The sequence below is a fragment of the Streptomyces sp. NPDC104761 genome, from assembly GCF_055583445.1.
On record NZ_JBVJNZ010000003.1, the window covers coordinates 288,392 to 313,696 of the forward strand.

The 25,305-nt window shown below is 72.7% G+C and carries 20 protein-coding genes; 11 read left to right on the top strand and 9 right to left on the bottom strand.

All coding sequences use genetic code 11. From position 1 onward, the window contains the following. Positions 1–49: 49 nt before the first annotated feature. Positions 50–1,054, top strand: coding sequence for an SCO2102 family sporulation regulator (locus tag ACZ63F_RS11060; protein WP_469710153.1), 1,005 nt, complete (start codon positions 50–52; stop codon positions 1,052–1,054). Between the two features lie 63 nt (positions 1,055–1,117). Here ACZ63F_RS11060 and ACZ63F_RS11065 read toward each other — a convergent pair whose 3' ends face one another. The 5 genes from ACZ63F_RS11065 to ACZ63F_RS11085 all read right to left on the bottom strand — a co-directional run bounded on the left by ACZ63F_RS11065 (position 1,118) and on the right by ACZ63F_RS11085 (position 7,313). After that, the gene (locus ACZ63F_RS11065) at positions 1,118–2,632 is read right to left on the bottom strand and encodes a phytoene desaturase family protein (RefSeq protein WP_469710154.1); all 1,515 of its coding nucleotides are present in this window, start codon (positions 2,630–2,632) and stop codon (positions 1,118–1,120) included. Positions 2,633–2,679: 47 nt separating this feature from the next. Then, complete coding sequence (locus ACZ63F_RS11070; RefSeq protein WP_469710155.1) at positions 2,680–3,294, bottom strand: DUF4126 domain-containing protein; 615 nt, start codon at positions 3,292–3,294, stop codon at positions 2,680–2,682. A 389-nt stretch (positions 3,295–3,683) separates the two neighbouring features. Continuing rightward, on the bottom strand, positions 3,684–4,310 hold the full coding sequence (locus ACZ63F_RS11075) for a TetR/AcrR family transcriptional regulator (RefSeq protein WP_093504057.1): 627 nt from the start codon (positions 4,308–4,310) through the stop codon (positions 3,684–3,686). Positions 4,311–4,372: 62 nt separating this feature from the next. Next, on the bottom strand, positions 4,373–6,457 hold the full coding sequence (locus tag ACZ63F_RS11080; protein WP_469710156.1) for a YhgE/Pip family protein: 2,085 nt from the start codon (positions 6,455–6,457) through the stop codon (positions 4,373–4,375). Beyond that, positions 6,429–7,313, bottom strand: a complete 885-nt coding sequence (locus ACZ63F_RS11085) for an ATP-binding cassette domain-containing protein (RefSeq protein ID WP_469710157.1) — start codon at positions 7,311–7,313, stop codon at positions 6,429–6,431. The genes ACZ63F_RS11080 and ACZ63F_RS11085 overlap by 29 nt, the downstream gene beginning before the upstream one ends. A 174-nt stretch (positions 7,314–7,487) precedes the next feature. Here ACZ63F_RS11085 and ACZ63F_RS11090 point away from each other — a divergent pair, with 174 nt between their 5' ends. The 3 genes from ACZ63F_RS11090 to ACZ63F_RS11100 all read left to right on the top strand — a co-directional run bounded on the left by ACZ63F_RS11090 (position 7,488) and on the right by ACZ63F_RS11100 (position 9,634). Continuing rightward, the gene (locus ACZ63F_RS11090) at positions 7,488–8,051 is read left to right on the top strand and encodes an SAV_6107 family HEPN domain-containing protein (RefSeq protein WP_469710158.1); all 564 of its coding nucleotides are present in this window, start codon (positions 7,488–7,490) and stop codon (positions 8,049–8,051) included. A 147-nt stretch (positions 8,052–8,198) separates the two neighbouring features. Continuing rightward, positions 8,199–8,969, top strand: coding sequence for a methyltransferase (locus tag ACZ63F_RS11095; RefSeq protein ID WP_469710159.1), 771 nt, complete (start codon positions 8,199–8,201; stop codon positions 8,967–8,969). 278 nt (positions 8,970–9,247) lie between these two features. Beyond that, positions 9,248–9,634, top strand: coding sequence for a DUF3040 domain-containing protein (locus ACZ63F_RS11100; protein WP_093504067.1), 387 nt, complete (start codon positions 9,248–9,250; stop codon positions 9,632–9,634). Positions 9,635–9,949: 315 nt separating this feature from the next. Here the strand turns inward: ACZ63F_RS11100 and ACZ63F_RS11105 are convergent, their stop codons facing one another. The 4 genes from ACZ63F_RS11105 to ACZ63F_RS11120 all read right to left on the bottom strand — a co-directional run bounded on the left by ACZ63F_RS11105 (position 9,950) and on the right by ACZ63F_RS11120 (position 15,764). Beyond that, positions 9,950–12,334, bottom strand: coding sequence for a transglutaminase TgpA family protein (locus ACZ63F_RS11105; RefSeq protein WP_469710160.1), 2,385 nt, complete (start codon positions 12,332–12,334; stop codon positions 9,950–9,952). Further along, positions 12,331–13,680, bottom strand: a complete 1,350-nt coding sequence (locus ACZ63F_RS11110) for a DUF58 domain-containing protein (protein WP_469710161.1) — start codon at positions 13,678–13,680, stop codon at positions 12,331–12,333. Before ACZ63F_RS11110 ends, ACZ63F_RS11105 begins: the two co-directional genes overlap by 4 nt. Next, positions 13,680–14,720 carry an AAA family ATPase gene (locus ACZ63F_RS11115; RefSeq protein ID WP_352365977.1) on the bottom strand — a complete coding sequence of 347 codons (1,041 nt, stop codon included), beginning with the start codon at positions 14,718–14,720 and terminating at the stop codon, positions 13,680–13,682. The genes ACZ63F_RS11110 and ACZ63F_RS11115 overlap by 1 nt, the downstream gene beginning before the upstream one ends. A 495-nt stretch (positions 14,721–15,215) precedes the next feature. Further along, positions 15,216–15,764 (bottom strand): beta-class carbonic anhydrase, encoded by a 549-nt coding sequence (locus ACZ63F_RS11120; protein ID WP_093504075.1) that lies wholly within the window; start codon positions 15,762–15,764, stop codon positions 15,216–15,218. Between the two features lie 354 nt (positions 15,765–16,118). On the opposite strand from ACZ63F_RS11120, the gene rsmH reads away from it, so the two are divergent. The 7 genes from rsmH (at position 16,119) to murD (ending at position 25,281) form a co-directional block, all read left to right on the top strand. Then, positions 16,119–17,075 carry a 16S rRNA (cytosine(1402)-N(4))-methyltransferase RsmH gene (gene rsmH / locus ACZ63F_RS11125; RefSeq protein WP_352365974.1) on the top strand — a complete coding sequence of 319 codons (957 nt, stop codon included), beginning with the start codon at positions 16,119–16,121 and terminating at the stop codon, positions 17,073–17,075. 33 nt (positions 17,076–17,108) lie between these two features. Beyond that, a complete protein-coding gene (gene ftsL / locus ACZ63F_RS11130) occupies positions 17,109–17,666 on the top strand; it encodes a cell division protein FtsL (protein ID WP_352365972.1) in 558 nt (185 codons plus the stop codon). 209 nt (positions 17,667–17,875) lie between these two features. Beyond that, positions 17,876–19,663: a peptidoglycan D,D-transpeptidase FtsI family protein gene (locus tag ACZ63F_RS11135; RefSeq protein WP_469710162.1), complete on the top strand. Its 1,788-nt coding sequence runs from the start codon at positions 17,876–17,878 to the stop codon at positions 19,661–19,663. Positions 19,664–19,705: 42 nt separating this feature from the next. After that, positions 19,706–21,370 carry a UDP-N-acetylmuramoyl-L-alanyl-D-glutamate--2,6-diaminopimelate ligase gene (locus tag ACZ63F_RS11140; RefSeq protein WP_469710163.1) on the top strand — a complete coding sequence of 555 codons (1,665 nt, stop codon included), beginning with the start codon at positions 19,706–19,708 and terminating at the stop codon, positions 21,368–21,370. A gap of 28 nt (positions 21,371–21,398) precedes the next feature. Next, positions 21,399–22,811 (top strand): UDP-N-acetylmuramoyl-tripeptide--D-alanyl-D-alanine ligase, encoded by a 1,413-nt coding sequence (locus ACZ63F_RS11145; protein WP_469710164.1) that lies wholly within the window; start codon positions 21,399–21,401, stop codon positions 22,809–22,811. Then, positions 22,811–23,881, top strand: coding sequence for a phospho-N-acetylmuramoyl-pentapeptide-transferase (gene mraY / locus ACZ63F_RS11150; protein ID WP_093504086.1), 1,071 nt, complete (start codon positions 22,811–22,813; stop codon positions 23,879–23,881). Before ACZ63F_RS11145 ends, mraY begins: the two co-directional genes overlap by 1 nt. Beyond that, positions 23,863–25,281 (top strand): UDP-N-acetylmuramoyl-L-alanine--D-glutamate ligase, encoded by a 1,419-nt coding sequence (gene murD, locus ACZ63F_RS11155; RefSeq protein ID WP_469710165.1) that lies wholly within the window; start codon positions 23,863–23,865, stop codon positions 25,279–25,281. Before mraY ends, murD begins: the two co-directional genes overlap by 19 nt. Positions 25,282–25,305 lie beyond the last annotated feature (24 nt).

Here is a 25,305-nt window from a genome sequence, read left to right on the forward strand (position 1 = left end):
GCACCGGAGTACGACACACTGCGTAGCGGTTACAGGGAGAGGGGCGTACATGGGCTGGACGGTCCTCTACGTAGCGTTCGGCATCGTCGCGCTGTGGCTGCTGGGCGAGGTACTGCTGCAGTACAAGGCGCGGCTGCGCTGGCGGCTGCTCGCCTTCGTCGGCTTCCTCGGCGTCGTCTTCGGTGTCCTGATCCCGTCGGTCGTCGTGATCGGCGTGGGCGCGATCGCCTTCGCGGTCGGCCAGACCTACGTCACGCTGTCCTTCCGCCGCGGCTTCGAGGCCGGCTGGGCGGTCAAGCGCCCCGGTGCGGACGGTGACGGCGGCGGCCTGACCAAGCGCCGCCGCGGCGAGCCCGACGAGGACGAGGACCAGGGGCCGACGGCCGGCGACCCGGACGCGGCCGACTCCTCCTACGCCGACCAGCAGGGCGGCCACGCCACGGCCGGCGGCGGTCCGTCCTACGGCGGCGACGACTACGACCGCGACGACGTCTTCACCCCGGCGGCCCGCACCATGGAGCCCGGCGCGGCCGAGGCCACCGCGGTCTACGAACCGCAGCCGATGCCCGAGGACACCGGCTCCTACGGCGTCTACCGCGACGGCTACGCCGCCACCGGCGACCAGCAGGCCGCCTACGCGACCGCCGCCCAGGACCAGGCGTACGCCGCCCAGGGCACCGACCAGAGCTACGCCTACGACTACTCCGGCTACGGCCAGCAGCAGTACTACGACACCAGCGGCGGCCAGCAGCAGTACGCCAACTACTCCGACCCGTACATCGGCAACCAGACCTACGGCGGCGCCGGGTACGACCAGTCGTCGTACGGCACCCAGCAGTACGACCAGCAGGGCTACGCCCAGGGCCAGTACGGCACCGGCGGCTACGGCGAGACCCCGGCCGGCGGGGTCTGGGTCCCGCAGCAGCGCGCCGACGAGACCTACGGCGGCGAGCTCCCGCAGGAGCAGCAGTACCCCTACCAGGGCCAGGGCGACGGCCAGGGGCAGCAGCACGGCCACCAGGGCAACGGGTACGACGAGCAGTACCGTTTCTGACGTCTTCTTCTCTGACGTCTTCTTCTCTACGTCTTCTTCTGAAGTCTTCCCGCGGCGCCCGGCTCACTGCGAGCCGCGGAACTCCGGCCCCTCCACGATCAGCCCGGCCACCAGCGCCCCCGACATACCGGCATGCGCCAGCCCGCCACCGGGGTGCGACCAGCCGCCGACCCGGTACAGCCCCGGCAGCCGGGTGGTGTTGGCCGGGTGCAGGAACCGCCCCCCGCCCGCGGCCAGAGCGGGAGCGGAGATCCCCCCGAACCCCGTGCCGTCCGTAGCGGGTTCCGGCAGCCGCGTCTCGTGCCAGAGCAGACGCTCCCGCAGCCCCGGCACGGCCGCCTCGGCGGCTTCGACGAGGAGGTCCGTGCAGGCCCGGCCCGTGCTGTCCTGCTCCCAGCCGGCCTCGGCCGGCAGCACCGCCGACAGCACCACGGACTCGTGCTCGCCGTCCGGTCTGAGCGCCGGGTCGGCGGGGCGCAGTACCGTCACGGTGGGGCGTACCAAACGGTCGCCGCCGGGCGCGGTCAGCAGGTCCAGCTCGGTCTCGTCGTCCGGGGCGTGCACGACCGTGCGGTGCGCGGCACCGGCCTCCGGCCCGCCACGGAGCGCGAGCAGCACGGTGAGGCGGACCGGGCGGGGCGCCTTCGGTCCGGCCGCCACGTCGCCGTCGGCGTCGAGCCGGTACCCCGTGGCCCGGGTGAGGGTGTCGAGCCGCACCGGATCCACTCCGGCCACCACATGGTCCGCGTCGACCACACGGCCGTCGGCAAGCGCCACCCCCGCCGCCCGGCCGTCCTTCGCCCGCACCGCCACGACCTCGGCACCGAACACGAACTCGACTCTCCTGCGCACACACCGCTCGTACACCGCGCGCGCCAGCTCGCGTATGCCACCGCGCACATACCAGGTGCCGAAGGCGTGCTCCAGGTACGGCAGCACGGCCGCGCTCGCCGGCGTGTCACGGGGGTTGAGGCCGTACGCGAGCGCGTGGCTGTTGAGGAGCGCGGCCAGCCGCTCGTCGCGCAGCTCCCAGGCGCCGATCTCGTAGAGGGTGCTTGCCCGGCGGGTGCGGAGCAGCTTCTTGTGCGGGACCGACGGGTACGGCTCGCGCTCGGCCAGCACCTGCCAGTTCGGCCACAGCGGCTCCTCCAGGAGCGGGCGCCGGGTGCGGTCCCAGGCCTCCCGGGCGCGCACCAGGAAGTCGCCCCAGCGCTGACCCGCACCGGCGCCGAGGGCCTCGTCCAGGGCGGTGACGACACCCGCACGGGACGCGTTCGGCAGCGACACCTGCGTGCCGTCCGCGAACACGTGCCGTGCCGACGGGTCCACCTGGACCAGCTCGACGCAGTCCTCCAGCGGCTCCTTGCCGGTCTTGACGAACAGGTCGCGGTAGACGGCGGGCAGCGGCAGCAGCCCCGGGCCGGTGTCGAAGGCGAAACCGTCGCGCTCGAAGCGGCGCACCTCGCCGCCGTACGTCTCCGTACGCTCGTACACCGTCACCCGGTGGCCCGCGACGGCCAGCCGGGCGGCCGCCGCCATGGCGCCCATCCCGGCCCCGATCACCGCAATCCGTCCCATGCCCGCGACTTTATCGACCGCCACCGACAGTCCGGACCGGCGGGCCGTCAGCCGGGCGGCCGTCCCACCTGCGCCGCGAGCCGCCGTTCCTCCCGGCGCTGGGCCCGGCGGCGCCAGAAGCGCCGGATCCGGGAGATCAGGAACACCAGCACGACCAGGCCGGTCGCCAGCAGCACCGCCGCGACGACCGCCGCGGCCAGCGGGTGGAACATCGCGAACGACACGATCCCGGCGACCCCGAGATCCTCGGCGAAGCTGAGCACGATGTTGCTGAACGGCTCCGGGGAGGTGTTGACCGCCATCCGCGTCCCGGCCTTGACCGTGTGGCTGGCCAGGGCCGTGGAACCGCCGACCAGCCCGGCCACCACGTCGTTGACCGAGCCGCTGTGCCCGGCGAGCAGCGCGCCGACCCAGGCGCCCGCCACCGGCCGGACCACCGTGTGCACGGAGTCCCACACCGAGTCGACGTACGGGATCTTGTCGGCGACCGCCTCGCACAGGAACAGCACGCCCGCGACGATCAGCACCTCGGGGCGCTGCAGCGTCTCGGGGACGTCGTCGCTCAGGCCCGTCGCGCCGAAGAGGCCGAGCAGCAGCACCACCGCGTAGGCGTTGATTCCGCTGGCCCAGCCGCTGGTGAAGACCAAGGGGAGTACCGACACGGACGCGATCGTAGCCAGTCGGCCGCCGCGCGTCGTGGGCCTCGGTGCGCAGACCTGAGTACAGGTACCCAGGGAGCGAGTTGAGTACGCGCACGGATGGGCCGCGACCTGCGTGAACGAGAGAGTGGGAACACGGAAAGGGGCGCGGGGTCCGGCACCGCCGACACGGGGCGGCGGAACGGCACCTTCGCCCTCGACCGCTCCTTCCGCCGATGCGCGTCGGCGGAAGCGAGACACGGGGGAGAGGGGACCCGGGGGAACAGCGGGAAACCGGGGGAGCACGGGGGTGCACGGAAGGCGCCGGTCCGACGGCGGCCCGCGGGGGACGCGGCCGCCGACGGCCGGCGCTTTCGCACGCCCACGCGCGCGTGCCGGTGCCCCGAGGGCTCTCAGCCCTTGCCGCTCACCCGCCCCTGGAGCAGCCGGGACAGCGCCGCGTGGACGTCGTCCAGGGAGCGCTCCGGCTGGAAGGACTTCCAGTCCAGCGCGGCCACCAGCACCATCCCGACCAGTGCGGCCGCCGTCAGCTGGACGTCGATCTCGTCGCTGAACTCGCCGTTCGCCACGCCCTCGCGCAGCACCCCCTCGACCACCGCGACCGCCTGCTGCCGGACCACCATCAGCGTCGACTGCCAGGCCCGGTTGGTGCGCCACAGCTCCGCCACGTAGAGCTGCGTGAAGGCCGGGTAGCGGTCGATGAAGACCAGGCCCGCGCGGACCATCGCGTCCAGGGCGTCGACCCGGCTGCCGCCCTCCCGCGCGGTCTGCTCGGCGGCGTCCTTCAGGGAGGCCGTGAGCAGGCCCACGCCGTGCCGCAGCAGCTCCTCGAAGAGGACCGACTTGCTCGCGAAGTTGTAGTAGACCGTGCCCTTCGCGACGCCCGCCCGTTCGGCGATCTCGTCCACCGTGGTGGCCGAGAAGCCCTGCTCGGCGATGAGCGTGACGGCGGCCTCGTAGAGCTTCTGCCGGGTGGCCTCACGGCGTGTGCTGCCCCCCGTGGTGCTGCTGCTTTCCATGGTCCTGATTCTCACAGGAACGGCGGGCCCGGTGGGCACGGAGGACGAGGTCATCGAGGTCCTCACAGACTCAGCTCGGGATGCAGCCGGTCCAGCGTCCACACCTGGCGGCGCCGGGCCGAGAGGGCGGTGAGCGCCAGGGCACCCGCGGTGAACGCCACCAGGACGGCACAGGCCTGCCAGACCGGCCCGAGCCCGCCGCCCGTGATCAGCCGCCGCAGCGCCGACACGACGTAGCTCATCGGCAGGAACGGGTGGATCGCGTTGAAGAAGCCCGGGCTGGTCTGCACCGGATACGTGCCGCCCGCCGACGTCAGCTGGAGCATCAGCAGCGCGAGGACCAGGATCCGTCCCGCCGCCCCGAAGCGCGCGTTCAGCCACTGCACGATCGCCGCGAAGCAGGCCGCCACCAGGAACAGGAACCCGACCGTCCCGGCCGCCCGGACCATCTCCAGGCCGATCGCCCAGTGCAGGACGGCCATCAGCGCGGCCGTCTGCAGCACCCCGACCGCGACCACCGGCAGCCAGCCCGCCAGCGCGATCCGCCAGGCCGCGGAACCGGCCGCCAGGGCACGCCGGTTGAGCGGCTGGATCAGCATGTACGCCACCATCGCGCCGACCCACAGGGAGAGCGGGATGAAGTACGGGGCGAACCCGGTGCCGTAGTTGGGCGCCTTGTGCAGGTCGTGCGAGGCGAGCTGGACCGGGTCGGACATCACCCCGGTGCGCTGGTCCCGGTCCTGCTTGTCGTAGTCGGGGATCTTCGCCGCGCCGTCGTGCAGGCCGCCGGCGAGTGTGTTGGACCCGTCGGCGAGCCGGTACATCCCGCCGTTGAGGTCGTAGGCGCCGGACTTCAGTTTGCCGAGGCCGCTGTCGAGCCCGGTGGCGCCGGTGACGGCCGTACCGAGTCCGGTGTGCAGCTTCGCGGCGCCCGCGGCCACCTGGGCCGCGCCGTCGTTCAGCTTGTCGATCTTCTTGACGGCGCCAGCGACGTCCTCGGAGAGGTGCGGGGCGCGGTCGGCGAGGGCCCGTGCCTGCGTCTGGAGAGTGCCGAGGTTCTTGTCGAGCGTCTTCAGGTCGCCGTTCTGGTCGGCGATCAGCCCGTTCAGGTCGTCGGCGACGCCGGCCACGTCGTCGGCCGCGTCCCTGGCCTTCTTCAGGTCGGGGCAGACCGGGTCGGTCAGCAGGCCCGCCGAGCAGCGCGCCGTGTAGACCTCGTCCAGGGTGTCCGCGGCCGCGTGCGCGGTCTTCGCGGCCGCCGGGGCGGTCTTCACCAGGACGCCCAGGTTGTCGCGGACGGTCTGCGCCGAGTCGGCGACCAGCCGGGCGGTGTCGCCGATGGTCTTCTCGTTCTTCGCCAGGTACGGGCCGACCTTGGCGTAGACCCCGTCGACCTGGTCCGCCAGGGCCTGGGTGCCGGCCGCGACCTGCCGCGAGCCGTCCTCCAGGGTGCCTGCGCCCGTGTCCAGTTTCCTGATCCCCTTGGTGAGCTTCGCGCTGCCGGTCTTGGCGTCCGTCAGGCCGTCAGCGAGGTCCTTCGACCCCTGCTCGGCCTTCCCGATGCCGCCGGCGAGGGTGTCGGCGCCCTGGGCGGCCTTCACGGTCTGCCCGTGGATGTCGGCGAACGAGACGAAGATCCGGTCCAGGAAGGACCGGGACGCCTTGGCCGACGCGGCCGAGCGCACCTCGTTGAAGACCGTGCGGGAGATCTGCCCGACGATGTAGTTGTTCGCGTCGTTCGTGCGCACCTGGAGCGCGCCGGTCTCCGGCGAGTCGCCCGCGCTGGAGGCGACGCGCGCGCTGAAGTCGGCGGGCACGGTCAGCGACAGGTAGTACGTGCCGTTCTCGACACCCCGGCGGGCCTCGGCGTCGCTCACCTCGTGCCAGTCGAAGCTCTTGCTGTCCCTGAGCCCGGCCACGAGGTCGTCGCCCGCGGTGAGCCGCTTCCCGCTCGCGGTCGCGCCCTTGTCGTCGTTGACGAGCGCCACGGGGACACGGTCGAGGCGGCCGTAGGGATCCCAGAACGACCACAGGTACAGCGCGCCGTACAGCAGCGGCAGCACCAGCAGGGCCACCAGGGCCGCGCGCGGCAGCCTGCCCCGTCCGAAGCGCCTGAGCTCAAGCGCGGCCAGTCGCGGAGAACGCATCGCCGGCCTCCTCGTCTTCCGATGTCTTCGCTGTCTTTGACGGCTCCGCTGTCTTTGATGGCTCCGCTGTCTCCGACGGCTCCGATGGCTCCGCTGTCCTCGTCGCCTCCGTGGCTCCGGCTGGCTCGGCGTCTCCGGCGCTCGCGGCGTTCTCGGCCTCGGTGTTCTCGGCGTTTCCGGTGTGGACCACGACGGCCCCCGGCATCGCCTCCCCGCACACCGCCACCACTGTCGTCCCGGCCTCGGCGATCGACGCCAACAGCGCCCGCACCGCGGCCCGTTCGGAGTCCGACAGCTTCAGGTCCGCGTCGTCCACGGCCAGCAGTCGCGGCCTGCCGACCAGCGCAAGGGCCACGGACAGCCGCAGCGCCTCGATCCGCTCCAGATCCCGTACGGCGGTCCGGGCGCCCTTGGGCAGCGACTCCAGGTCGAGCCCGGCGGCGGCCAGGGCGTCGTCGATCCGCCGCTGCGCCCGCGCCCGGCGTTCCGCGCGCGGCCGCACCAGATCCCGCAGGGAGTCGCCGAACCGGCGCTGCAGCAGGGCCCGTTCGCGCAGGTGCTCGCCGACGGTCAGGGCGGGTTCGAGGTCGGTGACCCCGGCCACGTTGGCCACCGCGCTGATCCGCCGTGCCGCCGCGAGCTGTTTGGGCAGCCGGGCCGCGCCGACGGCCGCGGTGCCCTCGGTGGCCTTCATCCGGCCGGTGAGCGCGAGCAGCAGACAGGTGCGGCCGGAGCCGGACGGCCCCTCCACCGCTATCAACGCGCCGGGCCCGGCGTCCAGGGAGATCCCCCGGAACGCCCAGCCCCGTGGGCCCTCGAGCCCGAGGCGCTCGGCCGTGACAGGTACGCCGTGCACAGGTTCCCCCCTGTGGCATCGTTTTTGAACTGACTGGTCAGTGCAAAAACTACTCCGAACCTACGATCGAAGCAAAACCCCAGGTCAGAACCGATTGTCAGTGCCATACCTCACGATGGGCGCATACGGCACCCCGTGTGAGGGCGCCGTCACTCAGACGACAGGAGGTTCGTCATGGCCAACTCGTCAGCGTCCGCCGCCCACCGGCGCCGCGCCACCGGCCCTGCCCCCTCACTGACCGGCCCGGCGAGCGACGTGCACCCCGTGCTCCGCCGGGCCACGGCCCCGCCCGCCGCCCTCGACCTGCTCACCCAGGCCCGCGCCGCACTCGACGAGGCCGAACTGCTCGACACCCCCAACGAGCGCTACGCGACCGCCCACCTGGCCGCCCTGCGCACGGCCGCCGCCGTGCTCGCCGCCCGCGCACGCCCCGAGACCTCACCCCGGCGCCGGGCCCGGATCCGCAGCGCCTGGGAGGTGCTCCCCGAGGTCGCGCCCGAGCTCACCGAGTGGAGCGCCCTGTTCGCCTCCGGCGCCGCCCGCCGGGCCCGCGCCGAGGCCGGCATCCAGGGCGCGGCGGGCCGCCGGGACGCCGACGACCTGATACGGGACGTCGCGATGTTCGTCCGTATCGTCGAGCGGATGCTCGTCCTCCAGCCGGTGCTGCCGCAGCCGCGCCTGCAGGACGGGGAGCGGCCGGCCGGCGACCCGGGAAGGGAGCTGCCCGACGCGGGATGACCAGGCAAGGCGACGGAGGCATCGGGCGGTGGAGGCAATAGGGTGGAGAGCGCCTGAAGCCTTCCCGCCTCCCGCACCCGGGCGCGGGGAGGCACCGAGTTAGCGCCGCCGGGCAACAGGCGGTGCCGCGCCGAGGAGTCAACTGCCGTGCCGGACCCCACTCGACCCCGCGCTTCTCTCCGTACCGCCGTGGTCTGGGAGGTTCTTCAGGACGCCCTCGACCGCCGGGTCAAGGCCACCGGCCGGGACGTGCTGGACGTCCTGGACACCGGCGGCGGCAGCGGCAACTTCGCCGTTCCCCTGGCCCGCCTCGGCCACCGCGTCACCGTCGTCGACCCCAGCCCGAACGCGCTGTTCGCGCTGGAGCGCCGGGCCGCCGAGGCCGGCGTGGCCGACCGGGTCAAGGGCGTCCAGGGCGACGTCCTCGGCCTGTTCGACGTGGTCGAGCGCGGTGCGCACGACGTGGTCCTCTGCCACGGCGTCCTGGAGCACGTCGACGACCCGGCCGCGGGCGTGCGCAACACGGTGGCCGCGCTGCGCTCCGAGGGCGTTCTCAGCCTGCTCGCCGCCGGGCTCGGCGGAGCCGTGGTCGCCCGCGCCCTCGCCGGCCACTTCACGGAGGCCAAGCAGGCCCTGGAGGATCCCGACGGGCGCTGGGGCAGCGGCGACCCGATGCCGCGCCGCTTCACCGCCGAGCAGCTCACCGGCCTCGTCGAGGGCGCGGGCCTGGCGGTGACCGCCGTGCACGGCGTGCGGGTCTTCGCCGACCTGGTCCCCGGCGTCCTGGTGGACACCGAGCCGGGCGCCCTGGACGCGCTGCTCACGCTGGAGGCCGCCGCGGCCGAGATCCCCGCCTTCCAGGCCCTCGCCACCCAGCTGCACGTGCTCGGCGAGACACCGGGTGCCACCGGGGTCTGAGAGTCTCCTGAGACGAGCCCGCTGATCAGGGCCTCGACAGCGGATGGAGTACGCCACAGGCCCCCCGATCGAGGGGTTTGCGCCGTATGATCGAGGGAGACCAGCCCGGCATGACGGGTCGGCTGCCGGGGAATGGAAGCCTCAGCGAGCCGGGACTGCCATGGCGGGCTCCGGTTGGCCAATTGGCCTAGAGGGGCGGGTTTCACGGGGGCGATTCCCTGCCTATCCTGAAGGGACCCCCCGGGTCGCCCCGGCGACTGCACGATGAGGAGGACGCCGTGCCGCTCTCGGAGCACGAGCAGCGAATGCTTGAGCAGATGGAGCGAGCGCTGTACGCCGAAGACCCCAAGTTCGCGACAGCGCTTGAGGGAAGCGGCCTGCGGACGTACACCCGGCGCCGGGTCTACCAGGCGGTGGCCGGCTTCCTCGTCGGTATCGCGCTCCTCATCGCCGGAATGGTCGTCCAGCAGGTCTGGGTCAGCGTGGTGGGTTTCCTCGTCATGCTGGGCTGCGCGGTCCTCGCCGTCACCGGCTGGCGCAAGGCCCCCAAGCCCGGCGAGCAGCCCGCGGGCCCGCAGGCCCGGCGCCAGGGCCGGCCGAAGCGGTCGATGATGGACCGCATCGAGGAGCGCTGGCAGCGGCGGCGTGACGAGCAGGGCCGCTGAGGGCTCCGCCGGAGGGGCCGACAGGCCGAACTGAGCGTGACTGAGGGGTGACCGCCGACTGGTGGTCACCCCTCAGGCGTTGTTCCGTCGGCCGGAGCCAAGGAACTTTGCTGCGGACCGTGCGTCACCGCGGGTGCGTGGGGGCTGGTCGCGCAGTTCCTCCCCCAGCCTTCGGCCGGGGGCCCCAGCGCCCCTTACGGGGCGCTGCAGCCAGCCACATAGCTGCGGGCAGGCGTGCCGCAGGGCGGCACGGGTGGGCGCAGCGGCACCCTGCCAGCGCCGGTGAGCGTCCCCACCCCCCGGCGCCGGCCCCCTTCAGCCCTCCTGCTCCGACGGCTTTCGCAGGGTTGGCCTTGCTGCGGCCAGGCGTTCCCGCAACCGGGCCCAGCCCGCCGACGTCGCCCACACCGCGCGCACGCTCGACCGCGGAGCGAACAGGGTCCGCAGGCGCGCGGCGACACCGACGGTGCCGTTGAACGCGGCCGTCACCCTGCGGACGTCGTCCGCGAGGCCCGCCGCCGGTTGCGGCCGCGGCGCGTACAGCACCTGTTCGACCGCGTCCGCCACCCGGTGCACCGAGGCCGCGGCGGCCGGATCCAGACGGCCGAGCCGGACGATCCGGACGGCCGCGTTGCGCGGGGTCTGCGACTCGTCCGGAAGGATGCCGAAGTCCCAGGCGGTGTCGGTCAGTTCCAGCCAGACCGCCATCGTGTGCGCCGCCATGCCCGAAGACGTACGGTCGTGCGCCCCGAGCCGGGCCGCCCGCGTCCGCTGCCGGTACAGCATCGGTGACAGCGGCACCGCCAGGACGACGAGACCGCCGAGCGCCCACAGCGCCAGCTGCCACCACGGCGGGCCGCCGTCGCCGCTGGGCACCGCGGCCGCCGCCGACGGGCCGCCGCAGGCGTCCTGCCTGCGCTGCTGCGGCGTGCAGCTCTCGCTCTGCGAGGCCGAGGCCGACGGCGCCGCCGAGGCGCCCTTGGAGGGCAGGGTCTCGTCCGGCACCGAGGAGCCGGGCGTCTGCGACACCGTGTACGACGGGGTCGTGCCCCGGGTCGGAGTCGGTTCGAAGCGGGTCCAGCCCACGCCCTCGAAGTACAGCTCGGGCCAGGCGTGCGCGTCCTTCAGGCCCACCGAGACCGTGCCGTCGGCCTGCGGGGTGCCCGGTGCGAAGCCCACCGCGACCCGGGCCGGGATGCCCAGCGTCCGGGCCATCGCGGCCATCGCGAAGGAGAAGTGCACGCAGAAACCACGCTTCTGCTTGAGGAAGTTCGCGATCGCGCCCTCGCCCCGGCCGACCTCCACCTGGGTGTCGTACTGGAAGCCGCCCGTGACCGCGAAGTAGTCCTGGAGCTTGACCGCCTCCTCGTAGTGGTTCGCCGAACCCGCGGTGACCTCCTTCGCCGTCTGCGCCACCACCGACGGCAGCGAGGAGGGCACCTTGGTGTACTCCTTCTTCATCGCGGCCGAGGCCTCGGGCGCCGCGGCCAGCTGCTCCGCCGTCGGCTGCACGTCCAGGCTGGTGACGAGGTAGGTCTCACCGCGTGTGTTCTGCCCGTGGTCGCCGACGAGGGTCATCCCGACCGGCTCGTAGCGCCAGGTGCCGGCCACCTTCACCCTGCTCGGCGGGTACGGCATCGGCAGCCAGTCCTGGGCGTACCAGTCGGCGGCCGCGATCGACGACGTCACCGTCGTCCGCCGGACGTCGGCGCCCAGTCCCGCCGGGGTCGGGAACTTGTCCGGCACGCCGGTGATGTGCCGCTGGGCCGGCTTCCAGGTGGTGCCGTCGAAGTCGTCCAGGGAGACGATCCGCAGGTACAGGTCCGAGACGTCGTCGCTGCTGGTCCGCACGGACAGCACCTGGCGGTCCTCGTCCACGTTGAGGCTGTCCCGCAGCGACACCAGCGGGTTGACCGCGGAGATCGTGCCGCCGTTCCCGTCGCCCACGCCGACCCCGGCCCCCGCGCCGTCCAGCAGGCCGCCCTGGATCGAGGGCATCACGAACGGCACGAACAGGGCGAGGCCCAGCACGGCGAAACCGATCCGGCGCCCGGTGCGCACCGGGGCCACCGCGCCGCTCTCCTGACCGCCCGGGGTGCGCGCGGCCCCGCCGAACACCCGGCCCCACTGCGAGAGCCGGTCCCGGCCCTCGGCGAGCAGCAGCATCAGATAGCCGGCCGCCGCCACCAGGAACCACAGCCAGTCGGTCGGCCCGTCGGAGAGCCCGGCTGCCACCGAGTACAGCGCGAGCAGCGGCAGCCCGGCCGGGGCCGCGCTGCGGAAGGTCACCGCGAGGGTGTCCACGATCAGCCCGACGACCAGGACTCCGCCGATCACCATCAGCCGGATGCCGGGTGTCAGCGGCGCGGGTATCGCGTACCGGCTGACGTCGTCCGAGCCCTGCTGGAGCAGGTCGCCGAGGTAGCGGATGGTGTCCGGGCCGGGGATCACCCCGGCGATCGCGTGGCTCCGGGCGCAGACCGCGCTCAGCATCAGCAGTGTGGCCAGGGCCTGCGCGGCCACGGTCAGCGGCCGGGCCAGCGGCACCCGCCGGGCGGTCGCGCCCACACCCGTCTGGACCGCCAGCAGGAACGCCGCCTGGAACAGCCAGGTCACCGGGGTGACCAGCGGCAGCAGCGCGCAGGACGCCATCAGCGTCGCCGCGGCCGCGGTGAGGGCGAGCCGGGCGCGGCCGCTCATCGCCGTGCCTCCCCGCTCAGCGCGGCGGCGCCGGTGCGTTCCCGGTCGGCCTGCCGCCACAGCTCGGCCACGCCGACGCCGCGTGGCACGCTCACGGCCGTCCAGCCGGCCTCGCGCAGCATCCGCAGCCGCTCCTCGTGCGCGTCGCCGGGGGCGGGCACGTCGGCCGGCTCCCTGATCCAGGTGTCCGGGTCCAGCACGAAGGCCACGGCACCGCCGCTGCGCTGGCGCATCTTCGCGGCCACCGTCGCCTGTTCCTCGTCCAGGTCGCCCAGGAAGGCCACCAGCAGCCCCTCGTTCCCGCCGCGCAGCACGTCGTAGGCGCGGGACAGGCCCGTGCCGTCCGAGTGGTCGATCACCGCCAGGGTGTCCATCATCAGCCCGGCCGCCTCCGCCGACTCCTGGCCGCTGCCCGCGAAACCGTCGGCGCCCTCGCCGGGCACCGAACTGCCGGTGTCCGTCAACAGCCGGACCGAGAAGCCGCGTTCGAGCATGTGGACCAGGACCGACGCGGCACCGGACACCGCCCACTCGAAGGCCGAGTCCGGGCCCGCGCCTTCGTACGCACCGCCCCGGGTGTCGAGGAGGACCGTGCAGCGGGCCCGCTGCGGCTGCTCCTCGCGGCGCACCATCAGCTCGCCGTAGCGGGCGGTGGAGCGCCAGTGCACCCGGCGCAGGTCGTCGCCGTGGCGGTAGCCGCGCGGGATCACGTCGTCCTCGCCGGCCAGGGCCAGCGAACGCTGCCGCCCGTCGCCGTACCCCTTCGCCTCGCCGCTGAGCCGGATCGGCGGCAGCGGCTCGACCTTCGGGATGACGGTCAGGGTGTCGAACGTGGAGAAGGAGCGGGTCAGTTCGCACATGCCGAACGGGTCGGTCAGGCGCAGCTGGAGCGGGCCCAGCGGATAGCGGCCGCGCAGGTCCGAGCGGACCCGGTAGGACACCTCGCGGCGGCCGCCCGGCTCCACCCGGTCCAGGACGAAGCGGGGGCGCGGGCCGAGGACGTAGGGCACCCGGTCCTGGAGCATCAGCAGGCCGGTGGGCAGCCGCGAGACGTTGTCCATCCGCAGGTGCACCCGGGCCTCGCTGCCGGCCGGCACCCGCGCGGGGGAGAGCCGGCGGCTGCCGGCCACGCGGTAGCGGGTGCGGTGCAGCACGGCCGCGCAGAGCAGCGGCAGCACGGCGAGCAGCAGCCCGACCCGGCGCAGATCGGCCTGGCCGAGGATGTACGCGCAGATCACCGCCGCGATGCCGGCCGCGAGGAAGGAACGCCCGCGGGTGGTCAGCCCGGCCAGGGCCGTGCGGATGCCGCCCGTCTCCCCGCGGTCGGCCTCCGCCGGAGCACCCATCACAGACTCCGCGGAGGCTGCTGGGGATACGCCGGCACGCCCCGGCCCAGACCGCCGAAGCCGGTCTGCTGCTGGGGGGCCGCGGGCACCGGGGTGGACTGCAGGATCTCCTGCACGACCTGCTCCGCGGTGCGCCGGTTGAGCTGGGCCTGGGCGGTGGGCAGCAGCCGGTGCGCGAGGACCGCCACGGCGAGCGCCTGCACGTCGTCCGGCAGTGCGTACTCCCGGCCGCTCAGGGCCGCGGCCGCCTTCGCAGCGCGCAGCAGGTGCAGTGTCGCGCGCGGGGAGGCGCCGAGTCTGAGGTCGGGGTGGGTGCGGGTGGCCGAGACCAGGTCCACCGCGTACCGGCGGACCGGCTCGGCGACGTGCACCCCGCGCACCGCCTCGATCAGCTTCACGACGTCATGGGCGTGCGCGACCGGCTGGAGGTCGTCGAGAGGGTTGACCGCGCCGTGGACGTCGAGCATCTGCAACTCGGCCTCCACGCTGGGGTAGCCCACCGAGACGCGGGCCATGAAGCGGTCGCGCTGGGCCTCGGGCAGCGGGTAGGTGCCCTCCATCTCGACCGGGTTCTGGGTCGCCACCACCATGAACGGGCTCGGCAGTTCGTAGGTCTGCCCGTCGATGGTGACCTGCCGCTCCTCCATCGACTCCAGCAGCGCGGACTGGGTCTTGGGCGAGGCGCGGTTGATCTCGTCGCCGATCACGATCTGCGCGAAGATCGCGCCCGGCTTGAACTCGAAGTCCCGGCGCTGCTGGTCCCAGATGGACACGCCGGTGATGTCCGACGGCAGCAGGTCGGGCGTGAACTGGATGCGCCGCACCGTGCAGTCGATGGACCGCGCCAACGCCTTCGCCAGCATCGTCTTGCCCACGCCCGGGACGTCCTCGATCAGAAGATGCCCCTCGGCGAGCAGCACGGTCAGCGAAAGCCGTACGACCTCGGGCTTGCCCTCGATCACACCCTCCACCGAACTGCGGACGCGCTCCACAGTGGCGGTCAGATCAGTGAGGCTCGCTCGATCGTCATAGGTCGTCACCCGGCCCTCCTCGGCCCGTCATTGCCCGGCCGGCGCGTCGTTTCGCACAACCGGCCCACCCCGAATCACGGACACCACGCGTGAATGGTTCCGCGCGACGTCCCACACCGCATTCTTGCTGCCGTTACCGATTCGTGTCACTCGCCTGTGGACAACTGCCCGCAGTATGTCGGTCTTACGGCCTTTCGACCGCCTATTCGACAGGGAGCCGACAGCTTACGGCGGGCGCGTTCCGGGGCGTGCGGTCCGCTCCGCGCGGGCGAGGTGACCTGTGGGGTGCGCGGCGAAGCGGCCGGCCGCACGGCGGGGCGATCGGGGCGGGGCGGCCGAGGCGGGCGGGCGGCGTGGGGTGCCGCGGACCGCCGGCCCGGCGCGGAGAGGGCGGGCCGGGCCGGAGCAGACCCGAACGGTCCGCCGGCCCGGCGGCGGGGCGACGCGGGTGGCCCGGTCGGCCGGGTGAGGCCTTCGGTGCGCGCGGGCCGGGCCGGTTCCCGGTCAGGCCGGGTCGATCTCGCGGAGGAGGCCGGTGCGGACGTCGAAGACGAAGCCGCGTACGTCGTCGGTGTGCTGCAGGAACGGCGAGGTGCGCACCCGCTGCATGGACTGCCGTACGTCCTGGTCGACGTCCCGGAAGGACTCCACCGCCCAGGCCGGGCGCTGGCCGACCTCCATCTCCAGCTCGGTGCGGAAGTCCTCGGTGAGGGCCTCCAGACCGCATCCGGTGTGGTGGATCAGCACGATGCTGCGGGTGCCGAGCTTGCGCTGGCTGATGGTGAGAGAGCGGATCACGTCGTCGGTGACCACGCCGCCGGCGTTGCGGATGGTGTGACAGTCGCCGAGCTGCAGGCCGAGCGCCTTGTGCAGGTCGAGGCGGGCGTCCATGCAGGCCACCACGGCCACGTGCAGCACGGGCCGGGCGTCCATGCCGGGGTCGGTGAAGGCCGACGCGTAGGTCCGGTTGGCGTCCACCAGGCGGTCCGTCACGGTGCCGTCCGTGGTTATGGCGCCTTCGGATCCAGTGGGAACTGCTGCGGAAGTCGTCATAGTCATGACGTTACTGGTCACGCGTGGTCACGGCCTCCTGTGAGAGGGGACAAAGAACGTCATCGTGGCTTGTTGTGAGCTAACCCACACGGAGGGCAAAAGACATCCGCACGGGTGAATCCCGGTGAATCCCCATCCCGGCCGGGACGCCGTACGCGCCGCGCAGGCCGGTTGATTGACCGCGCGACACGGTGGACTAAAGTGACGCGAAGCGGGAGGCGAGGCTCTCCCCGCTGGTGAAATCCCCTGGAGACCCCGGCACGGTGCCCGGGCCGTCTCCCCACGTGCGCGGTGCGCGTACCGAGCGGGCGGGGACCCGGCGGTGCGTCCCCGCGCCGGAACTGAGAGGCCCCCTTGAGCCAGAGTCGACACGTCCCGGTGATGCTCCAGCGGTGCCTGGACCTGCTGGCACCCGCCCTGGAGCGGCCGGGCAGCGTGGTCGTCGACTGCACCCTCGGCCTCGGCGGCCACAGCGAGGCGCTGCTGACCCGCTTTCCCGAGGCCCGCCTGGTCGCCCTGGACCGCGACAAGGAGGCCCTGCGCCTGTCCGGCGAGCGGCTCGCCCCCTTCGGTGACCGCGCCACCCTCGTGCACGCCGTCTACGACGAGCTCCCCGCCGTACTCGAACGCCTCGGCATCGCGCGCGTGCAGGGCGTCCTCTTCGACCTCGGCGTCTCCTCCATGCAACTCGACGAGGCCGACCGGGGCTTCGCCTACGCCCAGGACGCGCCCCTGGACATGCGCATGGACCAGTCGACCGGCATCAGCGCCGCGGAGGTCCTCAACACCTACCCGGCCGGCGATCTCGTCCGCGTGCTGTTCCAGTACGGCGAGGAGAAGCAGGCCAAGCGGATCGTCTCGGCGATCGTCCGGGAACGCGAGAAGGAGCCGTTCAGCAACAGCGCCCGGCTCGTCGAGCTGATCCGGGACGCGCTGCCGCAGGCCGCCAAGCGCACCGGCGGCAACCCGGCCAAGCGCACCTTCCAGGCGCTGCGCATCGAGGTCAACGGCGAACTCGCCGTCCTGGAAAGGGCGATCCCGGCCGCCGTGAAGGCCCTCGCGGTCGGCGGCCGGATCGCCGTGCTGTCGTACCACTCGCTCGAGGACCGCCTCGTCAAGCAGGTGTTCGCGGCCGGCGCCGCCACCACCGCGCCGCCCGGACTGCCGGTCGTGCCCGAGCAGTACCAGCCCCGGCTCAAGCTGCTCACGCGCGGTGCCGAACTTCCCACCGAGGAAGAGGTCGCCGAGAACCGCCGGGCCGCTCCGGCGCGTCTTCGGGGGGCCCAGCGCATCAGGGAGGAAGCCGAGTGAGCGAGCGGGGTTCGCGGACCCACCGGAGGACACGTGAGTAGGAAACCCGAGCTGCGGGGGCGGGCGGCCCGGCTCGCCCGGCTCTTCCCGGCCGGCCGTGCCCGCCAGGCCGCCCGCACCCCGTTCGTCCTGCTCGTCGTCCTGCTGCTCGGCGGCGGCCTGATCGGCCTGCTGGTGCTGAACTCGGCGCTCAGCGAGGGCTCGTTCAAACTCGACGACCTGCAGAAGCAGACGAAGAACCTCACCGACGAGGAACAGGCGCTGCAGCGGGACATCGACGCCTACTCCGCCCCCGACGCCCTCCAGCGCCGCGCCCACGAGCTCGGCATGGTCCCCGGCGGCGACCCGGTCTTCCTCGGTCCGGACGGCACCGTGAAGGGTGTCCCCAGCCCCGCCGCCCTCCGGCAGACCACCGTGCCGCCCGCCCCCGAGGCGCTCGGCACACAGTCCGCGGGCGCGCCCGCCCCGACGCCCACCGGCTCCGCGACGGGGACGGCTCCCGCGGCCTCCGCGCCGGTGACGGCGGCCGGACCGACGCCCACCCCGGCCCTCACGCCCGGGACAGCCCCGACCACGACCCCCGGCAGGTGACGGAAGTGCCCGACACTTCTGGAAACAGGCAGCCGCCGCGCCGCCGCGTGCCCGGCCCCGCCAAGCCACCCCGTCCCCGGGACCCCAGGGGCGCCGTCCGGAGCCGGTCCGCCCCCGGACCCGGCGCCCGCCCGGTCCGCCGCCCGGGCGGACCGCGCCCCCCGGCCGCACCTCCCCTGCGGCTCGGCAGCCCCCGGCCCCGGCTGCGCATGGTCGGCCTCGCCCTGACCCTGGTGCTGATGGTCTTCGTCGGCCGCCTGCTCCAGGTCCAGGCCGTCGACGCCAGCGCGTACGCGGCGAAGGCCGAGCAGAACCGGTACGTCGTGCACACCCTGGCCGCCGAGCGCGGGGGGATCACCGACCGCAACGGCGTGGCGCTGGCGATCAGCGAGGACGCGTACGACATCACCGCCGACCCCACGATGTTCACCGGCAAGCAGCTCAAGGTGGCCGACGGGCCCGAGCAGGCCGCCGCGCTGCTCGCCCCGATCCTCGGCAAGAGCCAGGCCGACCTCGTCAAGCTGCTGCGGCCCGCGAACAAGGACCTGCGCTACGTCCGGCTCGCCACCCGGCAGACCCCGCAGGTCTGGAAGCAGATCAAGGACCTGAAGGCCGCGCTCACCGCCAAGGCCGCGACCGACCACACCACCGTCAACGTGCTGGCCGGCGTCTTCGCCGACCCGAGCAGCCAGCGCGTGTACCCCAACGGCGACCTGGCCGCCGGGATACTGGGCTGGGTCAACGCCGACGGCAGGGGCGGTGGCGGCATCGAGCAGCAGCTCGACAAGGAGCTGACCGGCAAGGACGGCAAGATCCGCTACGCCCAGTCCGGCGGCCGCGAGGTGCCCACCGCGGGTTCCACCGAGACCCCGGCCGTGCCCGGCTCCGACGTCGAGCTGACCATCGACCGGGACATCCAGTGGGCCGCGCAGAACGCCATCACCGAGCAGGTCAAGAAGTCCAAGGCGGACCGCGGCTACGTGGTCGTCCAGGACACCAGGACCGGGCAGATCCTGGCGATGGCCGACTCGCCGGGCTTCGACCCGAACGACCTGTCGACGGCCGACGCCGACGCGATGGGCAACGCGGCCGTCCAGGACGCCTACGAGCCCGGCTCCACCGCCAAGGTGATGTCGATGGCGGCGGTCCTGGAGGAGAACGCCGCCACCCCGCTCACGCACGTGGTGGTGCCCAACCGGCTGCACCGCGGCGACCGGCTCTTCAAGGACGACGTCGACCACGACACCTGGTACCTCACGCTCAACGGCGTGCTCGCCAAGTCCAGCAACATCGGCACCATCCTCGCCGCCGGCCAGCTCGGCAGGACCCAGCAACAGGCCAACCAGGTCCTCTACTCGTACCTGCGCAAGTTCGGCATCGGCAGCTACACCGGGCTGGACTTCCCCGGCGAGACCAAGGGCATCCTGGCCGCGCCGGGCAAGTGGTCGACCTCGCAGCAGTACACGATTCCTTTCGGTCAGGGCTTCTCCATCAACGCCATGCAGGCGGCCTCCGTCTACTCGACGATCGCGAACGGCGGGGTCCGGGTCGAGCCGACCCTGGTGCGCGGTGCCAAGGGCGCCGACGGACGCTTCACCCCGGCCGCCCAGCCGAAGAAGACCCGGGTGATCAGCCAGAAGACGGCGAGGACCCTGGCCGAGATGCTGGAGTCCGTGGTGGACGACGAGCAGGGCACCGGTGCCAAGGCGGCCATTCCCGGGTACAACGTCGCGGGTAAGACCGGTACCGCCAACCGAGTGGATCCGGCCACCGGGAGGTACCGCGGCTACACCTCGTCGTTCGCCGGGTTCGCACCCGCCGACAAGCCCCGCATCACCGTCTACTGCGCCATCCAGAACGCCACCGCCGGCAGCTACTTCGGCGGCCAGATCTGCGGCCCGATCTACAAGCAGGTGATGGAGTTCGCCCTCAAGACGCTGCAGATCCCGCCGACCGGCGCCAAGGCGGCGAACCTGCCCGTCGACTACAAGCCCTGATCAGCACTTCAGCACCTCGCACAGACCACCAGGAACGAGCTCGTGACAACGATCACCCCCGACCCCGGGAACCACGGGACGCCGCGCCCCTCGCTTCGCTCCGGAGCGGGTGCGCCCGGTACGCTCACCGCCGTGCCACACGCTGATCAGTCCCAAACCACCCAGAAGGGCGCATCCGTGACATATCCGGGGCCGCCCAGGCCGGTTCAGGTCTCCGCAACACCCCTCGCGGAGCTCGCCGATCAGCTGGGTGCCGCCGAGCCGGAACCCGCGGAGAGCACCGTCGAGGTCACGGGCATCACCCACGACTCGCGCGCGGTCCGCCCCGGCGACCTGTACGCCGCCCTGCCGGGCGCCCGGCTGCACGGCGCCGACTTCGCCGCCCAGGCCGCCGGTCTCGGCGCGGTCGCCGTGCTGACCGACCCGGCGGGCGCCGAGCGCGCCGCCGCGACCGGCCTGCCGGTCCTGGTCGTCGACGATCCGCGGGGGCGGATGGGCGAGCTGGCGGCCACCATCTACGGCCGTCCGGGCCGCGACCTGCTGCAGATCGGCATCACCGGCACCTCGGGCAAGACCACCACGGCGTACCTGGTCGAGGGCGGCCTGAAGACCGCGCACAGCACCGGTCTCATCGGCACCGTCGAGATGCGCATCGGCGACGAGCGCATCAAGTCCGAGCGCACCACCCCCGAGGCCACCGACCTCCAGGCCCTGTTCGCGGTGATGCGCGAGCGAGGGGTCGAGGCGGTCGCCATGGAGGTCTCCAGCCACGCCCTGGTCCTCGGCCGGGTCGACGGCTGCGTCTTCGACATCGCCGTCTTCACCAACCTCAGCCCGGAACACATGGAGTTCCACTCCGACATGGAGGACTACTTCCGGGCCAAGGCACAGCTGTTCACCCCGGAACGCAGCAGACGGGGTGTGGTCAACGTCGACGACGAGTACGGCCGCCGGCTCGCCCGGGAGGCCTCCGTCCCGGTCGTCACCTACTCCGCGGAGGGCCACCCCGACGCCGACTGGCGGGCCGCGGACGTGCACATCGGCCCGATGGAGTCGACGTTCACCGTCACCGGGCCCGAGGGCGTCCGGATCGCCGCCAAGTCGCCGCTGCCGGGCCCCTTCAACGTGGCGAACACCCTCGCCGCGATCGTCGCCCTCGCCGTCGCCGGGCTCGACCCGCAGACCGCCGCCGACGGCATCGCCGCCGTACCGGGCGTGCCGGGCCGCCTGGAGCGCGTGGACGCCGGGCAGCCCTACCTCGCGGTCGTCGACTACGCCCACAAGACGGACGCCGTCGAGTCGGTCCTCAGGGCCCTGCGCAAGGTCACCAAGGGCCGGCTGCACATCGTCCTCGGCTGCGGCGGCGACCGCGATCGGACCAAGCGGGCCCCGATGGGCGCCGCCGCGGCCCGGCTCGCCGACATCGCCGTGCTGACCTCCGACAACCCCCGCTCCGAGGACCCCCTCGCCATCCTCGCGACCATGCTCGAGGGTGCCGCCTCGGTGCCCGCCCACGAGCGCGGCGAGGTACTCCTCTTCGAGGACCGGGCCGCCGCGATCGAGGCCGCCGTCGCCCGCGCGCACCCCGGCGACACCGTGCTGGTCGCCGGCAAGGGCCACGAGCAGGGCCAGGACATCGCCGGCGTGATCCGCCCCTTCGACGACCGCCAGGTCCTCCGCGAAGCCATCCGGAAAACCCAGGGATGAAAATCCAGAAGACCCAGGGGATGAACTTGTGATCGCCCTCTCTCTCGCCGAGATCGCAGAAGTCGTCGGCGGGCAGACGCACGACATACCGGATCCGTCCGTCCAGGTCACCGGGGAGGTCGTCCGGGACTCCCGCGAAGCGGGGCCGGGCAGCCTGTTCGCAGCCTTCGCGGGCGAGCGCGTGGACGGCCACGACTTCGCCCGGCAGGTCGTGGCCGCCGGCGCGGTCGCCGTCCTGGCGTCGCGCCCCGTCGGCGTGCCCGCGATCGTCGTGGACGACGTCCAGACCGCTCTCGGCGCCCTCGCGCGTCATGTCGTACGACGGCTCGGCGCGACCCTCGTGGCGCTGACCGGATCGGCCGGCAAGACCAGCACCAAGGACCTCATCGCCCAGGTGCTGCGCACCAAGGCGCCGACCGTCTTCACGCCCGGCTCGCTCAACAACGAGATCGGGCTGCCGCTGACCGCCCTGTCCGCCACCGAGGCCACGAAGTTCCTGGTGCTGGAGATGGGCGCCCGCGGCATCGGCCACATCCGCTACCTCACCGATCTGACGCCCCCGAAGGTCGGCCTGGTCCTCAACGTCGGCACCGCCCACATCGGCGAGTTCGGCGGCCGGGAGCAGATCGCCCAGGCGAAGGGCGAGTTGGTGGAGGCGCTGCCCGCGGCCGAGGACGGCGGGGTCGCGGTCCTCAACGCCGACGACCCGTTGGTGCGGGCCATGGCCTCCCGTACCAAGGCGAAGGTGGTCCTTTTCGGAGAGTCGGCCGAAGCGGACGTTCGGGCCGAGAACGTGCGACTCACGGACACGGGACAGCCCGCGTTCAGCCTTCACACACCCTCCGGTGCAAGCGATGTGACCATGCGCCTGTACGGTGAGCACCACGTGTCGAACGCGCTCGCCGCGGCCGCCGTCGCCCATGAGCTGGGCATGTCCGCGGAAGAGATCGCCCTCGCGCTCTCCGAGGCGGGCTCCCTCTCCCGCTGGCGTATGGAGGTCACCGAGCGCCCGGACGGCGTGACCATCGTCAACGACGCCTACAACGCCAACCCCGAGTCCATGCGAGCCGCGCTGCGCGCGCTCGCGGCCATGGGCCAGGGGCGCCGCACGTGGGCGGTGCTCGGCAAGATGGCCGAGCTCGGGGACGAGGCGCTCGCCGAGCACGACGCGGTCGGACGGCTCGCCGTCCGGCTCAATGTCGGCAAGCTCGTCGCCGTCGGGGGAGTGGAAGCCTCCTGGCTGCAACTGGGCGCATATAACGAGGGTTCGTGGGGTGAGGAGTCGGTGCACGTGTCCGACGCACAGGCGGCGGTCGACCTGTTGCGCAGCGAGTTGCGCCCGGGGGACGTCGTACTCGTGAAGGCGTCACGGTCGGTGGGCCTGGAGAGCGTTGCGCAGGCGCTCCTGGAGTCCGGTGCCGAGGGTGTTGATGCCCGATGATGAAGCAGATCCTCTTCTCGGGCGTCATCGGTCTCTTCCTGACGCTGATCGGCACCCCGCTGCTGATCAAGCTCCTCGCCCGCAAGGGCTACGGCCAGTACATCCGTGACGACGGCCCGCGCGAGCACGCCAGCAAGCGCGGTACGCCGACGATGGGCGGTATCGCCTTCATCCTGTCGACGGTCGCCGCCTACTTCCTGTCCAAGGTGATCACCGGCTACACCCCGACCTACTCGGGCCTGCTGGTGCTCGGTCTGATGTGCGGGATGGGCCTGGTCGGCTTCCTGGACGACTACATCAAGATCGTCAAGCGGCGCTCGCTCGGTCTGCGGGCCAAGGCGAAGATGGCCGGGCAGCTGATCGTCGGCATCTCCTTCGCGGTGCTGTCGCTGCAGTTCGCCGACGCCCGCGGCAACACCCCGGCCTCCACCAAGCTGTCCTTCATCACGGACTTCGGCTGGACCATCGGCCCGGTGCTGTTCGTGGTGTGGGCGCTGTTCATGATCCTCGCGATGTCCAACGGCGTGAACCTGACCGACGGTCTGGACGGTCTGGCCACCGGCGCCTCCGTGCTGGTCTTCGGCGCCTACACGTTCATCGGCGTCTGGCAGTTCCAGGAGTCCTGCGCCAACGCGACGACCCTGACCAACCCCAACGCCTGCTACGAGGTGCGCGACCCGCTGGACCTCGCGGTCATCGCGTCCGCGCTGATGGGTTCCTGCCTCGGCTTCCTGTGGTGGAACACCTCGCCGGCCAAGATCTTCATGGGCGACACCGGTTCGCTCGCGCTCGGTGGCGTCCTCACGGGCCTGGCGATCCTCTCCCGCACGGAGCTGCTCGTCGCCATCATGGGCGGCCTGTTCGTCCTCATCACCATGTCGGTCGTCATCCAGGTCGGCTCCTTCCGGCTCACCGGCAAGCGCGTCTTCCGGATGGCACCACTCCAGCACCACTTCGAACTCAAGGGCTGGTCCGAAGTCCTTGTGGTGGTCCGCTTCTGGATCATCCAGGGCATCTGTGTGATTGTCGGACTCGGCCTCTTCTACGCAGGATGGGCAGCGGACAAGTGACCGACTGGCAGGGCAGGCACGTCACCGTCGCCGGGCTCGGCGTCTCCGGTGTCCCGGCGGCCAGGGTGCTGCACGCGCGCGGGGCGGTCGTCACGGTCGTCAACGACGGCGACGACGCACGCGCGCGTGAACAGGCCGCCGAACTGGAGGCCCTGGGCGTCACGGTACGGCTCGGCGACGGCGCGACCCTGCCGGAGGGCACCGAGCTCATCGTCACCGCGCCCGGCTGGAAGCCGGACAAGCCCCTGTTCCAGGCGGCCCGCGCGGCCGGCGTCGAGATCTGGGGCGACGTCGAACTCGCCTGGCGGCTCCGGGGTCCCGACGCGGCTCCCTGGCTGGCCGTCACCGGCACGAACGGCAAGACCACCACCGTCCAGATGCTGGCGTCCATCCTCAAGGCCGCCGGCCTGCGCACGGCCGCCGTCGGCAACATCGGCGTCTCGCTGCTCGACGCGGTCCTCGGGGACGAGGAGTACGACGTCCTCGCGGTGGAGCTGTCCAGCTACCAGCTGCACTGGGCGCCCTCGCTGCGCGCCCACTCGGCGGCCGTGCTGAACCTCGCCCCCGACCACCTCGACTGGCACGGCTCCATGGAGGCGTACGCCAAGGACAAGGGCCGCATCTACGAGGGCAACCGGGTCGCCTGCGTCTACAACGTCGCCGACAAGCTCACCGAGGAGCTGGTCCGGGAGGCCGACGTCGAGGAGGGCTGCCGGGCCGTCGGCTTCACCCTCGGCACCCCGGCCCCCTCCCAACTCGGCGTCGTGGACGGCATCCTGGTCGACCGCGCCTTCGTCGAGAACCGGCAGAAGAACGCCCAGGAGCTGGCCGAGGTCTCCGACGTCAACCCGCCGGCCCCGCACAACATCGCCAACGCCCTTGCCGCCGCGGCCCTCGCACGCGCCTTCGGGGTGCCCCCCACGGCCGTACGGGACGGGCTGCGGGCCTTCACGCCGGACGCCCACCGCATCGCGCACGTCGCCGACGTGGACGGGGTCTCCTACGTGGACGACTCCAAGGCGACCAACACCCATGCGGCCGAAGCCTCGTTGGCGTCATATGAGTCGATCGTATGGATTGCGGGCGGTCTGGCGAAGGGCGCGACCTTCGACGAACTGGTCGCCAAGTCGGCAAAGCGACTTCGCGGCGCGGTGCTCATCGGTGCCGATCGCGCCCTCATCCGGGAGGCCCTCGCGCGACACGCGCCGGAAGTCCCGGTCGTCGACCTCGACCGGACCGACACTGGGGCGATGCTCGCGGCGGTCCAGGAGGCCCGGCGACTCGCCGTCGCCGGAGACACGGTGCTGTTGGCACCCGCCTGTGCCTCCATGGACATGTTCGCCAACTACAACCAGCGCGGTGACGCGTTCGCCCAGGCGGTTCGCGAACTCGGCGCCTGACCCGGCCGCCTGCCGGGCGACCTT

Excerpts from the sequence above, each read along its gene's own strand:
- ACZ63F_RS11060 (WP_469710153.1), top strand. The coding sequence starts at position 50 with ATGGGCTGGACGGTCCTCTACGTAGCGTTCGGCATCGTCGCGCTGTGG.
- ACZ63F_RS11065 (WP_469710154.1), bottom strand. The coding sequence starts at position 2,632 with ATGGGACGGATTGCGGTGATCGGGGCCGGGATGGGCGCCATGGCGGCG.
- ACZ63F_RS11075 (WP_093504057.1), bottom strand. The coding sequence starts at position 4,310 with ATGGAAAGCAGCAGCACCACGGGGGGCAGCACACGCCGTGAGGCCACC.
- ACZ63F_RS11080 (WP_469710156.1), bottom strand. The coding sequence starts at position 6,457 with ATGCGTTCTCCGCGACTGGCCGCGCTTGAGCTCAGGCGCTTCGGACGG.
- ACZ63F_RS11090 (WP_469710158.1), top strand. The coding sequence starts at position 7,488 with ATGGCCAACTCGTCAGCGTCCGCCGCCCACCGGCGCCGCGCCACCGGC.
- ACZ63F_RS11105 (WP_469710160.1), bottom strand. The coding sequence starts at position 12,334 with ATGAGCGGCCGCGCCCGGCTCGCCCTCACCGCGGCCGCGGCGACGCTG.
- ACZ63F_RS11110 (WP_469710161.1), bottom strand. The coding sequence starts at position 13,680 with ATGGGTGCTCCGGCGGAGGCCGACCGCGGGGAGACGGGCGGCATCCGC.
- ACZ63F_RS11120 (WP_093504075.1), bottom strand. The coding sequence starts at position 15,764 with ATGACGACTTCCGCAGCAGTTCCCACTGGATCCGAAGGCGCCATAACC.
- ACZ63F_RS11135 (WP_469710162.1), top strand. The coding sequence starts at position 17,876 with ATGGTCGGCCTCGCCCTGACCCTGGTGCTGATGGTCTTCGTCGGCCGC.
- mraY (WP_093504086.1), top strand. The coding sequence starts at position 22,811 with ATGAAGCAGATCCTCTTCTCGGGCGTCATCGGTCTCTTCCTGACGCTG.
- murD (WP_469710165.1), top strand. The coding sequence starts at position 23,863 with ATGGGCAGCGGACAAGTGACCGACTGGCAGGGCAGGCACGTCACCGTC.